A 14741-nucleotide genomic window follows, 5' to 3' on the forward strand; every position below is an offset into this window, starting at 1 on the left:
TCGAATATTACGAGTGTCGAAGTAAATGGTTGAATAAAAACCCAGATAGGGTTTTATTCAATCGGAATGTTTTTCATTTTAGGTGTAGAAATCTTTTCTTCTGTTTTTTGCTGTGACGTAGCGATGTGATTCATGATTTTTTGGAAGATTTGTAGTAAGAATGCTTTTTCTTCTTCTGATAATGCTTCTGTTACTAAGCTAAAGTAATGGGCCGCATTTTGTTTTACTTCTTGAACGAGCATTACGCCGTTTTCTGTTAACCGAATTAATACAATACGTCGGTCATTTTCATCACGGTAGCGTTCAATATATCCCTTTTTTACAAGGCGATTTACAACGCCCGTTGTTGTACTCATTGGTATATCAAGAAGATCAGCAATTTTCGTCATTGTAATATCTGTATTTCGTTCCATCCAAAGTAAACAAAATACTTCTGTTTTAGAAAGTGTTAAATCTAGGCTTACCCATTCTTCAGGATAGAAAAGTTTCTTGGCGTTATCTAGCAGTAAGTCTAAAAAATGTTCATATTGCAACAATTAATTCCACTCCCGTATATTTCGAGGTTCGTAATATTTATTTTTATTTTATGTAGAATAGAAATAATTGTCAATGATTTTAATTGTTTTTTCAGATTAGGCAGAAAACTTTCTTTAAAATAGTATTCTTTTATGATAGATTTATAAATATAAAACGAGAATTTACATAAAAATCCATCATGGTAAATATACTTATCTATAATGGGTATGCAGCTAACGAGGGGGAGAACGATGAGAAGACGTAATACGCAAGCGTTCACATTTTTAGCATGGACTTCATTTGTTTGTGCGCTTTCAGGTATGCTAATTGGGATTTATACGTTAGATGAAACGCTTAGTGTAAAAGGATACTATTTAATTGGAACATTATTTTTAACGATGTCTTGTTTTGTATTACAAAAAACAATTCGTGATAATGAAGAAGATAACGAGAGATTTCCAAAAAATAAACCGTTAGATAAAGAGTAAATTGTAAAGAAAGGCATTTGCCTTTCTTTTTTTATGTAAAAATGGCGTAAGTACTCTGTGTTGACTTGCTTGAAGTACTGAAAATTTGGTATCATCAATAGTATTGTAGATTGAACGATATATTATGGAGGTGGCCTAGCCGTGTCAAGAATTTCCGTTGAGAATGTAAAGCACGTAGCACATTTAGCACGTCTTGCAATTACTGATCAAGAAGCAGAAAAATTTCAAAAACAACTAGATGCAATTGTTACATTTGCAGAACAGTTAAATGAATTAGATACAACAGATGTAAAACCAACAACTCATGTATTAACTATGAAAAATGTTATGCGTGAAGATGTACCAGAAAAAGGTTTACCAGTTGAAGAAGTATTAAAAAATGCACCGGATCACAAAGATAATCAAATCCGTGTTCCAGCAGTATTAGAATAGAGGAGGGGAATTTCGATGTCATTATTTGATCATTCAGTATCAGAGTTACATAAGAAGTTAAACAACAAAGAAATTTCCGTTACGGATTTAGTAGAAGAATCTTACAAACGTATTGCGGATGTTGAAGATAACGTAAAAGCCTTTCTTACATTAGATGAAGAAAATGCACGCGCAAAAGCGAAAGAATTAGATGCAAAAATCGGCGCTGAAGATAATGGTTTATTATTCGGTATGCCAATTGGTGTAAAAGATAACATTGTAACTAACGGTCTTCGTACAACTTGTGCAAGCAAAATATTAGCAAACTTCGATCCAATTTATGATGCGACAGTTGTGCAAAAGCTAAAAGCTGCTGACACAATTACAATCGGTAAATTAAACATGGACGAGTTCGCAATGGGTTCTTCAAATGAAAACTCAGGATTCTACGCTACGAAAAACCCATGGAACTTAGATTACGTTCCAGGCGGATCTAGTGGTGGTTCTGCAGCAGCTGTAGCAGCAGGAGAAGTACTATTCTCTCTAGGTTCTGATACGGGTGGTTCTATCCGTCAGCCAGCTGCATATTGCGGTGTTGTAGGTTTAAAACCAACTTACGGACGCGTATCTCGTTACGGATTAGTAGCATTCGCATCTTCACTTGACCAAATCGGACCGATTACACGTACAGTAGAAGACAATGCATACTTATTACAAGCTATTTCAGGTATTGACCGCATGGATGCAACTTCTGCAAACGTTGAAGTTGGAAACTATTTAGCTGGTTTAACAGGCGATGTTAAAGGTTTACGCATTGCTGTACCGAAAGAATACTTAGGCGAAGGTGTTGGCGAAGAAGCTCGTGAGTCAGTACTAGCTGCTTTAAAAGTATTAGAAGGTATGGGCGCAACTTGGGAGGAAGTATCTCTTCCACACTCTAAATACGCTCTAGCAACGTATTACTTACTATCTTCTTCTGAAGCATCTGCTAACCTTTCACGCTTTGATGGCGTGCGTTACGGTGTTCGTTCTGATAATGTAAATAACTTATTAGATCTTTACAAAAACACACGTAGTGAAGGTTTCGGTGATGAAGTTAAACGTCGTATTATGCTTGGTACATTTGCTCTTAGCTCTGGTTACTATGATGCATATTACAAAAAAGCACAACAAGTACGTACATTAATTAAGAACGACTTTGAAAATGTATTTGCTAACTATGATGTTATTATTGGACCAACAACACCAACTCCGGCATTTAAAGTGGGAGAAAAAGTTGACGATCCAATGACAATGTATGCAAATGACATTTTAACAATCCCAGTAAACTTAGCGGGTGTTCCAGCGATTTCAGTTCCATGTGGATTCGGTGCTAACAACATGCCACTTGGTCTACAAATCATTGGTAAACACTTCGATGAAGCGACAATTTACCGCGTTGCACATGCGTTTGAGCAAGCAACAGACTATCATACAAAAAAAGCAAGTCTGTAAGGAGGCGAGCATAGATGAATTTAGAAACAATTATTGGTTTAGAGGTTCACGTTGAGTTAAAAACAAATTCGAAAATTTTCTCTGCGAGTCCAACAGAATTCGGAGCGGAGCCAAATACACAAACAAGTGTAATTGACTTAGGATACCCAGGGGTACTTCCTACTTTAAATAAAGAAGCAGTTAACTTTGCGATGAAAGCTGCAATGGCATTAAACTGTGAAATCGCAACGGAAACGAAGTTTGACCGTAAAAACTATTTCTATCCAGATAACCCGAAAGCTTACCAAATCTCTCAATTTGATAAGCCAATTGGTGAAAATGGTTGGATTGAAATCGAAGTAGACGGTAAAAAGAAACGTATCGGTATTACACGTCTTCATTTAGAAGAAGATGCTGGTAAATCAACGCATACAGCTGATGGTTCATTAGTAGACTACAACCGTCAAGGTATGCCTTTAATCGAGATCGTATCTGAGCCAGATATGCGTACGCCAGAAGAAGCATATGCATACTTAGAGAAGTTAAAATCAATCATTCAATACACTGGTGTATCTGATTGTAAGATGGAAGAAGGTTCCTTACGTTGTGATGCGAACATTTCTCTTCGTCCAGTTGGACAAGAGAAGTTCGGTACAAAAGCGGAACTGAAAAACTTAAACTCATTCACTTACGTACAAAAAGGTCTTGAGCACGAGCAAGTGCGCCAAGAAAAAGAACTGTTATCTGGTGGTATCATCCAACAAGAAACACGTCGTTATGATGAAGCAACGAAGAAAACAATCTTAATGCGTGTGAAAGAAGGATCTGACGATTACCGTTACTTCCCGGAGCCAGACTTAGTTGAACTTTACATTGATGATGAGTGGAAAGAAGCAGTTCGAGCTTCTATTCCAGAACTTCCAGATGCACGTAAAGCTCGCTACGTTGCAGAACTAGGCTTACCAGCTTATGATGCACACGTGTTAACATTAACGAAAGAGATGTCTGATTTCTTTGAAGCAACTGTTGCAGACGGTGCTGATGCGAAATTAACATCGAACTGGTTAATGGGTGAAGTACTTGCATACTTAAACAAACAACAAAAAGAATTAAAAGACGTTGCATTAACGCCTGCTGGTTTATCTAAAATGGTTCAATTAATTGAAAAAGGTACAATTTCTTCTAAAATCGCGAAGAAAGTATTTAATGAATTAATTGAAAAAGGTGGAGACCCAGAAGAAATCGTTAAAGCGAAAGGTCTTGTTCAAATTTCTGACGAGGGTACACTTCGTAAAGTTGTAACAGAAATTCTTGATAATAATGAGCAATCTATCGAAGACTTTAAAAACGGTAAAGACCGTGCAATTGGCTTCTTAGTTGGTCAAATTATGAAAGCTACAAAAGGACAAGCAAATCCACCGCTTGTTAACAAAATCTTACTTGAAGAGATTAATAAGCGATAATAGTAGTAACTTTTAAAGATTAAGCAGAAAAACACCCGTACATGGGTGTTTTTCTAGGTTAATCAAACGTTTGTTTAAATGAGACAAAATCGTTTAAACAAACGTTTGATTAACTGTCAAAAGTGGAAAAATGTTTGTATAGCAACTATGGTATGATAGTTGCAAAAAGGTGGGAATAATGATAAATCTAAACATAGAGGTTTTTTTCATCTCATGAAATAATAGATAGTTATTATTCGTTATATGTAAATTTTTATGGAAGAATGGATAGAAATAAAGTGAAACTTTAATCAGTGGGAGGTTCATCCAACACTGATTATTAGCCCTCACCAATCGGGCATTTACTGCCCGCAAATAGCGGGATAAATTTTGGGGTCAAATAAAAAACCATTGAAATGAATATTTACTTTTGATGGACTACACGAATCGGGTTCTTACTGCCTGTTTGAGCGGGATAAAAGAAGGATAGCAAGATGAGAGGAGGTAGGCATGGGAATACTGAATAGAAGTTCAGTATGTTCTTTTTCGATACATAAAGAAATTTCCTGTGCTAATAAATGATGAAGCGAGCAAGAATTATTTATAATCCTACTTCTGGGCGTGAGCTATTTAAGAAGAGCTTACCAGAAGTATTACAAAAATTAGAACAAGCTGGCTATGAGACATCTTGTCATGCGACAACGGGTCCTGGAGACGCTACTGTGGCGGCGAGGCAAGCTGCGGATCGTAAGTTTGATGTTGTTATTGCGGCTGGTGGCGACGGTACGTTAAATGAAGTAGTAAACGGTTTAGTTGGGCATGAATTCCGTCCGAAATTTGGAATTATTCCAGTTGGAACGACAAATGACTTTGCACGTGCAATTGGTGTACCTCGTTCTATTGAAGAGGCAGCAGATATTATTTGCGAAGGAAAAACAGTGCCATTAGACCTTGGTAGAGCGAACGATACATATTTTATTAACATCGCTGGTGGCGGTCGTATTACAGAATTAACATACGAAGTACCGAGTAAGTTAAAGACAGTATTAGGGCAGCTTGCTTATTACCTAAAAGGTATCGAGATGTTACCATCATTGCATCCGACATATGTTGAAATTGAGTATGATGGAAAGTTACTACAAGAAGAAATTACGATGTTTTTAATTACGAATACTCGTTCAGTAGGTGGATTTGAAAAGGTAGCACCGTATGCATCTATTAACGATGGGTTATTTGACCTATTAGTACTGAAAAAAGGTTCTATCGCTGATTTAATTAAAGCAGCAACACAAGCACAACGTGGTGAACATATTAATAATCCAAAAGTGTTATATACACAAGCGAATCGAATTAAAGTACATTCACCAGATAAACTAATGATTAATTTAGATGGTGAGTATGGTGGAGATGCACCGATGGAATTCGAAAATATATATCATTGTTTAGAACTATTTGTTCCTGAACATCAAGAGGATGCCCTGTAAAGGCATCCTTTTTTACTTTGTTAAAATGAATTGTAAATTGGGAGTTAGTTTGATTTTTATGGTATTTTTACAATTCTTTTATTTTACATCCATATTTTATTGATACACTGGAGGAGATAAGAAACGAGAGGTAGGATGCTATGGAGAAGGTAAAAGCAATACTATTTGATAAAGATGGGACATTAATGGATTTTCATTCAATTTGGATAAAAGTAGCTGAAGAACTTGTAGCTGAATGTATAAGTTTATATCATTTACCAAGTACAATGCGGCAGACCTTATTAGAAGAGATTGGTGTAGAGGGAGCATTTGTTAATCCAAGGAGTGCAATAGCTGCTGGAACAAGCCTTGATGTAGCGAAGGGGCTTTGTAATTATATTGAGTCTGCTAGAGAAGAAGAGATGCATCAGTGGGTAAGTGAGAAGTTATTTTCCCTTATGTATGAGCATCGTTCGCATATGAAAATGACAGCAGACTTACCGAAAGTGTTACAGGCATTAAAAGATAAAGGATTTATATTAGGGGTTGTCACGGCGGATGATTTCGCACCAACAGAATTATTTTTAAAACAATATAAGTTGGAGAACTTTTTTGATTATATTATAGCCTCGGATACATTCCCTGCGCAAAAACCAGATAAAAAGATTATAGAAGTGTTTTGTGAGAAATTTAATTTAGAATCATGTGAGGTTGCGGTTGTTGGAGATACGCCAACTGATTTACATTTAGCTAAAAATGGCGATTGCTATGCAATTGGGGTGCTATCTGGTACAGGAGACCGTCCAACATTAGAACCACTTGCTGATTTAGTGTTAGATTCTGTTGGAGAGTTTATTTCTCAATCGGGTGAGTTTTTCTGGGAGAAAGAAAAGTCTAATGTGTAAGGAAAATAAGTCTATAAAGACTCTTGATGAGTCTTTATAGACTTATTTTTTATGCCTGGATACAAAGAATATAGGATAAATGCTAGAAAAGAAAGTTGGCATATATTTTGCAATAAAAAGAGAAAACAATGTAAAGAAAAGGATGGGGTACGCAATGAACACAAAAAAATTTGCTAAAGTAAATGAACAAATTCCAGGACCGAAAGCGGCATCTTTATTAGAACGCCGTCAAAATATAGTACCAAAAGGAGTAAGTAACGGCATCCCAACGTTTGTACAATCTGCCAATGGTGCTCTTGTAACAGATGTTGATGGCAATCAGTACATTGATTTTGCAGGAGCAATCGGGACAATTAACGTAGGGCATTGTCATCCAACGGTTAAAGAAGCGCTCCATAAACAAGTCGATCAATACATTCATACTGGATTTAACGTCATGATGTATGAGCCATATATTGAATTAGCAGAAAAGCTTGCGGCATTGGCACCAGGAAGTTTCGATAAGCAAGTCCTATTTTTAAATAGTGGTGCAGAAGCAGTTGAGAACGCGGTGAAAATCGCTCGTAAATATACGAAGAGACCTGGTATTATCGCATTTTCTAAAGGTTTCCACGGGCGTACATTAATGACAATGACGATGACAAGTAAAGTGAAGCCATATAAATTTGGGTTTGGTCCCTTTGCTCCAGAAGTATATAAAGTGCCATTTCCATACGAATACCGTCGCCCAGAGGGATTAACGGAAGAGCAGTATGATGATTTTATTATTGAAGAGTTTAAGAACTTCTTCATATCGGAAGTAGCACCAGAAACAATTGCAGCTGTTGTAATGGAACCTGTTCAAGGGGAAGGTGGATTTATCGTCCCAAGTAAGAAATTTGTTCAAGAAGTACGCCGCATTTGTTCAGAGAACGGCATCTTATTTGTAGCGGATGAAATACAAACAGGCTTTAGTCGTACAGGAAAATATTTTGCAATTGATCACTATGATGTCGTTCCAGATTTAATTACAGTGTCTAAATCATTAGGTGCTGGTGTACCGATAAGTGGTGTCATTGGACGTAAAGAAATTATGAATGAGTCTGCACCAGGTGAACTTGGTGGAACGTATGCAGGAAGTCCACTAGGATGTGCGGCTGCATTAGCTGTTCTCGATGTAATAGAAAATGAGAAATTAAATGATAGAGCGATAGAATTAGGAAAAGTCGTAATGAACCGATTCGAAGAGATGAAAAATAAATATCATTGCATCGGTGATGTGCGTGGGTTAGGCGCAATGTGTGCATTTGAGTTCGTTCAAGATCGTAAGACGAAAGCACCTGACAAAACGTTAACGGCTAATCTATGTGCAGAAGCAAATAAGCGTGGGTTACTGTTATTATCAGCAGGGACATATGGAAATGTTATCCGTGTGTTAATGCCTTTAGTTATTACAGATGAGCAACTTGAAGAAGGTTTAACAATAATTGAAGAATCGTTGCAAGCTTGTTATGAGCAAACAAACATCGCTCGCGTGTAAAAACTGAAGTATAAATAGCAAACATTCTAGCTGACTCTATATTAAATGCAGAAAATTCACTTTATAATAAAGGTAGTGAAGTGGATCGATGGATTTGAAGTTAGGGGTGGCTAGGATGGTTGCAGAAAAGGAACGAGTGTTAATGGATTTAAAAGATGTATTTGAATATGCGTTTGACGAAATTTTTGTTACAGATGAGCAAGGGATCGTTGTACGTGTAAATAGTACATGTGAAAGGCACTACCAACTAGCTGCAGAAGAGTTAGTTGGTAAGCATGTAAAAGAACTACAAAAGGATGGAATCTTTTATCCATCAGCGACATTAGAAGTGATTGAAAAAAAGAGGCCAATTGAACTCGTTCAAACTACAAAATCAGGAGAGTATTTACACGTTCGTACAAGGCCTGTTTTTGATGATGAGGGAAATTTAAGAAGAGTGATTAGTTATTCTCGCGACCTTACTGAACTCTATCAATTACGTCAAAAGGTAGAGGAAATGGATAATCAGCTAAAAACATATAAAAAAGAATTAAGAGAAACATATGAGCATGAAGGACTTATTTTTAAAAGTCTAGCTATGCAAAAAATAGTCGATACAATCAAAAAAGTATCTGTAGTGGATAGTACTGTTCTCGTTTTAGGCGAGACTGGAGTAGGAAAAAGTCGATTAGTACGCCATTTACATGAAGTGAGTCACCGTAAGCATGAAAGTTTCTATGAAATTAATTGTGCGGCATTACCAACTAATTTAATTGAATCGGAGCTTTTTGGATATTCAGGTGGATCTTTTACAGGTGCGAATCGTGAAGGGAAAAAGGGGCTATTAGAATCCGCGCATAAAGGAACTCTTTTTTTAGATGAAATCGGTGAAATGCCGCTTGAAATTCAAGCGAAGCTTTTGCAAGTATTGCAAGAAAAAACATTTCGTCCTATAGGCGGAAGAGAATTAAAAAAAGTAGATGTTCGAATTGTGGCGGCAACAAATAGAGATTTAAGCGAGATGGTGAAACAAGGAACATTTCGGAAAGATTTATACTATCGTTTGAATGTCATTCCAATTGCAATTCCCCCGCTTAGGGAAAGAACAGAAGATATTTTGCCGCTTATTTATCATTACTTGCAGCACTTTAATAAAAAGTACGGACGTGATGTGAAACTAGCGCCGAGTACGTTACAAATGTTTGTTGGATATCCGTGGGAAGGGAACAATAGAGAAATAGAGAATGTAATTGAGAGAATTGTTATTACTGTTGATGATGTTGTAACGGTAGAGGATTTGCCACTCTCTATGCAAGAGGCTGCAGTTGAACAATCGGGGCAAAGCCTTTATAAAATGCTGGAAGAGGTAGAGAGAAATATAATTCTTAAAGCGTATAAAACGTATGGATCAAGTTATAAAGTGGCTGAGTTTTTGCAAATTAGTCAATCTGCTGCTACTAGAAAAATTAAGAAGTTCATAGAGGAGGAAGAAAACATTGGATAAAAAGGCGACTTTCGTAAGTATAGATAAAAAGGCGATGTATATAAATGGTGAGTGGATTACACTACAAGAACAAATTGAAGTAAATAATCCTGCGACGAAGGAAATATTTGCAACTGTACCAAAAGGCGGAGTAACAGAGGCAAAGCAAGCTGTTGATGCTGCACATGAAGCTTTTAAAACGTGGTCTAAGTTAACGGCAGCAGATCGTGCCACGAAGTTAAAAAAGTGGTTCATGCTTATTGATAAAAATAAAGAAGAGATCGCAGCGATTATGACGAAGGAACAAGGAAAGCCGTTTGCAGAAGCGCTTGGTGAAGTAAATTATGCAAATAGTTTTGTTGAATGGTATGCAGAAGAGGGGAAACGTGTATATGGTGAAATGATTCCTGCTTCTCATCCGAATAAGCGCATTTTAGTTATGAAGCAACCAGTTGGCGTTATGGCAGCTATTACCCCTTGGAACTTCCCGGCAGCGATGATTACGAGAAAGGTAGCCCCAGCGCTTGCAGCAGGCTGTACAGCCGTTGTGAAACCGGCGAGTCAAACGCCATTAACTGCATTGAAATTAGCTGAATTAGCCCATGAAGCAGATATTCCAAAGGGCGTAATCAATATCGTAACAGGTAGTGCAAAAGCAATTGCTGATACATGGATGGAAGATAGTCGCGTTCGAAAAGTGTCCTTTACAGGGTCAACGGAAATCGGGAAAGAGTTAATGGCTAGTGCGGCGCAAACGATGAAAAAAGTTTCGCTTGAGTTAGGGGGTCACGCTCCGTTTATCGTAATGAATGATGCAGATTTAGATAAAGCAGTAGAAGCGGTGATTGGTTCGAAATTCCGTAATGCAGGACAAACGTGTATATGTACAAACCGAGTATTCGTTCAAGAAGAAGTATACGAAGTATTTGTAGAGAAGTTCCAAAAGGCAGTAGGGCAGTTGAAAGTAGGAGACGGTTTCGGTGACGGAACGACTGTCGGGCCACTTATTGATGAGAATGCAGTTTCAAAAGTACAAGAACATATTGAAGATGCTATTCAAAAAGGTGGAACAGTTTTATATGGTGGTCAAAAGGTCGCAGAGTTAGAGGGACATTTCATTCAACCGACTGTAATTGGGTTGGCAAATGATACGATGCTTTGTATGAATGAAGAAACATTTGGGCCAGTGGCACCAGTTGCGAAGTTTAAAACAGTTGATGAAGTAATCGAACGTGCAAACAATACACCATACGGTTTAGCTGCGTATATTTTCACGAAAGACATTAGCCAAGCATTCCAAATTAGTGAAGCGTTAGAGTACGGTATTATCGGTCTAAACGATGGTCTTCCATCAGTTGCACAAGCACCATTTGGGGGATTTAAAGAAAGTGGTATCGGTCGTGAAGGAGGCCATTTCGGCATCGAGGAATATTTAGAAATTAAATATATTTCATTGGGATTATAAGTAGTATACTAGAATCTCTATAAGGTAACAGAGAAGGAGATTCTAGTATGGTATATTGGCTATTATTACTTGTTACAATTATTTTTGAAGTAGCTGGAACAATTGCGATGAAACTATCAAATGGTTTAACAAAGCTCGTTCCAAGTGTATTGATTTTCGTGTTTTATGGGATTTGTTTCAGCGTGTTTGCCATCGTTGTGAAAAAGATTCATTTAAGTATTGCTTATGCTATTTGGTCTGGCGTTGGAACATTACTTATTACAATCATTAGTGTGTACTTTTTTAAAGAGCATATTAGTTTATTTCAAGCATTTTGTATTCTTTTTATTGTTTTGGGTGTCATTGGGCTTAAGGTTTCATCGGCATCATGAAAGCTATCTTTTGTAGAAGATAGCTTTTTTCTATTTGTGCAGTTAACAATTAATACGACAAAATATGACAAGAAAGAGTAAAGCGTTTTGTTATGATACATATGAAATATTGTCTTATGTGGAGGAAAGCGTATGTTAAAAAAGGTAAGTCAAATTGTTTTAATTTTTGGCATAGCTTTTAGTTTAAGTGCTTGCACTGAGACTAAAGATAGTAATGAAAGTAAACAAGAAGATGTTCAAGATAAAGTGTATAAAATAGGGGAGACAGTAGACGTAGATGGTTTGCAAGTAACTATCGATTCAGTTAAATTAGGATATCCGGATTATGATGAGAATAAAAAGAAAGAGGAGATTTTGGGGATTATTTTCAAAGTAGAAAATAATAGTAAAAAGGAAATACCTTTTGCATTTTATGAATTTGAGATTACCGATAAGAAAGGTACAAGATTTAAAGAATATAATAACCCTGATAGCTTTATTAGTAAAAAGTTAGCACCAGATGAAAAAATTCAAGATATCATGCTATTTGACGTAGCGAAAGAAAATACGTATATCGCTACGTATAGACCGGAGTTTACGCATGAAAATAGAACGATAAAATTTGAATTGAGACCAAATAAATAAAGAAACACATTGGATTATCCAATGTGTTTCTTTATGGTAATAAATTTAAAACGCCCAGTTACCTTTACGGAAGATAGGCTCATGTCTGCCATCAGCAGTAATACCGTCAATATCAAGCTCAGCTGATCCAATCATGAAGTCGTTGTGTGTGATACTAGCGTTTGCGCCGTTTTCAGCAAGTTCTTCTTTAGACATTGTTTTTCCGCCAACTAAGTTAAATGCATAAGCATTTCCGATTGCAAGGTGGCAAGATGCATTTTCGTCAAATAGTGTATTGTAGAATAAAACATTTGTGTTTGAAATTGGTGAGTCATGAGGTACTAAAGCTACTTCTCCTAAGAAGTGAGAACCTTCATCTGTTTCTACTAAATGTTTTAAAGCTTCTTCACCAGCTTCAGCTTTATAGTCTACGATACGCCCGTTTTCAAATGTTAACGTGAAATTCTCGATAATATTACCTGCAAATACTAACGGTTTTGTACTAGAAACTTGGCCGTTTACACCTGTTTTAAGTGGCATTGTAAATACTTCTTCAGTTGGAATATTAGCCATAAATGGTACGTTCTTTTCATTTAAGCTACCAGCACCAGCCCATACATGTTTTTCTGGAAGTTCGATTGTTAAATCTGTTCCAGGACCTGTATAGTGAAGAGCTTTATAATGCTTTTCGTTTAAGTAATCCACTTTTGTATGTAATGTTTCATCATGTTCTTTCCATGCTTCTACAGGATTTTCTAAATCAGCACGAGTAGCTTTGAAAATAGCATCCCATAACTTTGCTTCTTGTTCTTCTGGCGCTACGTCAGGGAATACTTTCGCAGCCCATTCTTTCGTAGGAACAGAAATGACACACCAACTTACTTTATCTGCTTGTACGTAATCACGGTATACTTTCATTGCTTCTCCAGCTACTTTATGAGCTGTTGCAATACGCGATGCTTCTACACCTTTTAATAAATCAGGGTTTTCTGCATAGATAGACATAAATGCAGCGCCTTCTTTTGCTAATTCTTCACGAGCATGTGCTTTCCAAGATGGAAATTCAGCGAAAGCTTCTTCAGGAGCTAGATCGAACTTTAAGCGTGTTAACGTCTCATCATTCCAATCTACATATACGTGTTTTGCACCAGATTTATATGCTTTTTCTGTAACGAGGCGTACAAATTGTACAGCTTCAAGAGGTGCACTAATTGATAAAGTTTGTCCAGGTTGAATATTAACACCAACATTAACTGCAAGAGCAGCATATTTCTCTAACGTTTGTTCAAATGACATATGTATAATCTCCTTTAATTTGAAAGATTTCTTACTATATATAATACAAGAAAATTCTAAAAATATATATAAATATAAAGTAAAAAGAGAGCTCAAAATGTATTGAGCCCTTATATTTACTTAATTGAAGAAGCAAACTGCTCTACAGTCGTTGTATGGTGTATACGAACGCGCTTCATCTTTAACAATTCATCAGGTTCACCCTTCGTAATGAATTGCCCAGGCTTTGTCGTCGTCGCAAATTGATAATACTTCTTCGTTTCTGTAACAACCTTATCATCTACATGACCGAATGGATAAGCAATCGCGATAACAGGCTTACCTGTTATTTTTTCTAGTTTTTCTTTTGAACCTTTTAACTCTTCCTCATAGTTTGTAATTTTCGGTAAGTCTGCATGTGTTGCAGTATGAGATTGCACCGAGAAAATGCCGGAATCAACCATTTCTTTTATTTCAGAAGTAGACAATGCTCCTTCTACATCAACGTTATCAACAATCATATATTCTGTTGCTGCCGGTTTAAAAGTATCATCTTTTAGCTTTTGTAAAACGCGAAATGCATTCATATTATTTTTCATACCATCATCAAATGTAACGAAAATCGGCTTATTTACTTTATTTATATCACCCCAGCGTTCAAACGTTAAAAGCGTATAACCATTGTCTTTTAAATGTTTCATTTGTGCTTCAAAGTTAGCTGGTGATACGAATAAGTCTTTAATACCTTGACCATGATAATCATCGATTGCGTGATACATAAGAACAGGAATCTTTTGTTCGAAAGTAATAGTAGATTTCGTAAGCGGGATTGTTTTCCCATCTTCTTTCATTCCTGTTGCTTCAATTTGGAACTCACCGCGTTTTCCTTCAAATTCTTTTATGTCAAAAGGAATTGTAAATTGTTTCTCCTTTTCTTTAGAAGAAAAAGATTTAGCACGTTCCTTTCCATCAGCTGTGCGCCAAATTTTATATTGTACTTCATTTAAAGAATCTTTTAAGTCTGTAATATGAATACTTGTGTTTGTAGATTCGTGTGTGATGGGAGTATAAGAAATTTTACCTTGTTCTTGTAGAGCCTCTTTTTGTATAGCTACTTCTTGAACCTTTTTCTCTTTTTTAGGTTCTTGGCTTACATTGCTAGTATTGCAGCCTGCTAGAATGGCAGACGTACATAAAGCAATTGCTGCGTATTTTCTCATAAAAATCACCTTCTATTGTGTAGTATGTTGCATATTGACATTAAAATCCCCACCGCTATAAGAGTGGTGGGGATATACCCTTGTTCATCATATCATTTGAAGAAAATGAGGGGAATATGATTTTTAGG

Annotated in this window: 14 protein-coding genes; 11 read left to right on the forward strand and 3 right to left on the reverse strand. The window is 36.6% G+C overall.

Going from position 1 to position 14741, the window contains the following annotated elements; all coding sequences use genetic code 11:
• Positions 1 to 53: 53 nt before the first annotated feature.
• The gene (locus MR136_RS25985; RefSeq protein WP_000942481.1) at positions 54 to 536 is read right to left on the reverse strand and encodes a MarR family winged helix-turn-helix transcriptional regulator; all 483 of its coding nucleotides are present in this window, start codon (positions 534 to 536) and stop codon (positions 54 to 56) included.
• 231 nt (positions 537 to 767) lie between these two features.
• Between MR136_RS25985 and MR136_RS25990 the strand changes: the two genes are divergently transcribed.
• The 11 genes from MR136_RS25990 (at position 768) to MR136_RS26040 (ending at position 12139) form a co-directional block, all read left to right on the forward strand.
• Positions 768 to 1004 carry a YiaA/YiaB family inner membrane protein gene (locus tag MR136_RS25990; protein WP_001254393.1) on the forward strand — a complete coding sequence of 79 codons (237 nt, stop codon included), beginning with the start codon at positions 768 to 770 and terminating at the stop codon, positions 1002 to 1004.
• Between the two features lie 141 nt (positions 1005 to 1145).
• On the forward strand, positions 1146 to 1436 hold the full coding sequence (gene gatC / locus MR136_RS25995; RefSeq protein ID WP_000086999.1) for an Asp-tRNA(Asn)/Glu-tRNA(Gln) amidotransferase subunit GatC: 291 nt from the start codon (positions 1146 to 1148) through the stop codon (positions 1434 to 1436).
• A 15-nt stretch (positions 1437 to 1451) separates the two neighbouring features.
• Positions 1452 to 2909, forward strand: coding sequence for an Asp-tRNA(Asn)/Glu-tRNA(Gln) amidotransferase subunit GatA (gene gatA, locus MR136_RS26000; RefSeq protein WP_000051433.1), 1458 nt, complete (start codon positions 1452 to 1454; stop codon positions 2907 to 2909).
• 14 nt (positions 2910 to 2923) lie between these two features.
• Positions 2924 to 4351: an Asp-tRNA(Asn)/Glu-tRNA(Gln) amidotransferase subunit GatB gene (gene gatB, locus MR136_RS26005; protein WP_001047685.1), complete on the forward strand. Its 1428-nt coding sequence runs from the start codon at positions 2924 to 2926 to the stop codon at positions 4349 to 4351.
• A gap of 557 nt (positions 4352 to 4908) precedes the next feature.
• Positions 4909 to 5814, forward strand: coding sequence for a diacylglycerol kinase (locus MR136_RS26010; protein WP_000977679.1), 906 nt, complete (start codon positions 4909 to 4911; stop codon positions 5812 to 5814).
• A gap of 140 nt (positions 5815 to 5954) precedes the next feature.
• Positions 5955 to 6698, forward strand: a complete 744-nt coding sequence (locus MR136_RS26015) for an HAD family hydrolase (RefSeq protein ID WP_000416672.1) — start codon at positions 5955 to 5957, stop codon at positions 6696 to 6698.
• 154 nt (positions 6699 to 6852) lie between these two features.
• Positions 6853 to 8217: a 4-aminobutyrate--2-oxoglutarate transaminase gene (gabT, locus tag MR136_RS26020; RefSeq protein WP_242259673.1), complete on the forward strand. Its 1365-nt coding sequence runs from the start codon at positions 6853 to 6855 to the stop codon at positions 8215 to 8217.
• A 115-nt stretch (positions 8218 to 8332) separates the two neighbouring features.
• A complete protein-coding gene (locus tag MR136_RS26025) occupies positions 8333 to 9700 on the forward strand; it encodes a sigma-54 interaction domain-containing protein (RefSeq protein WP_000225136.1) in 1368 nt (455 codons plus the stop codon).
• Positions 9693 to 11144 (forward strand): NADP-dependent succinate-semialdehyde dehydrogenase, encoded by a 1452-nt coding sequence (gabD, locus tag MR136_RS26030; protein WP_000358127.1) that lies wholly within the window; start codon positions 9693 to 9695, stop codon positions 11142 to 11144. Before MR136_RS26025 ends, gabD begins: the two co-directional genes overlap by 8 nt.
• Before the next feature lie 47 nt (positions 11145 to 11191).
• Entirely contained in the window at positions 11192 to 11515 is a 324-nt protein-coding gene (locus MR136_RS26035; RefSeq protein WP_000263262.1) for a DMT family transporter, read from the forward strand.
• A 132-nt stretch (positions 11516 to 11647) separates the two neighbouring features.
• A complete protein-coding gene (locus MR136_RS26040) occupies positions 11648 to 12139 on the forward strand; it encodes a DUF4352 domain-containing protein (RefSeq protein WP_000915110.1) in 492 nt (163 codons plus the stop codon).
• Between the two features lie 45 nt (positions 12140 to 12184).
• Here MR136_RS26040 and MR136_RS26045 read toward each other — a convergent pair whose 3' ends face one another.
• The gene (locus MR136_RS26045) at positions 12185 to 13414 is read right to left on the reverse strand and encodes an aminopeptidase (RefSeq protein ID WP_017674254.1); all 1230 of its coding nucleotides are present in this window, start codon (positions 13412 to 13414) and stop codon (positions 12185 to 12187) included.
• A gap of 116 nt (positions 13415 to 13530) precedes the next feature.
• Entirely contained in the window at positions 13531 to 14613 is a 1083-nt protein-coding gene (locus tag MR136_RS26050) for a polysaccharide deacetylase family protein (protein ID WP_242259674.1), read from the reverse strand.
• Positions 14614 to 14741: the final 128 nt, after the last annotated feature.

The organism is Bacillus cereus group sp. BfR-BA-01311 (assembly GCF_022664295.1).
Classification (GTDB): domain Bacteria; phylum Bacillota; class Bacilli; order Bacillales; family Bacillaceae_G; genus Bacillus_A; species Bacillus_A cereus.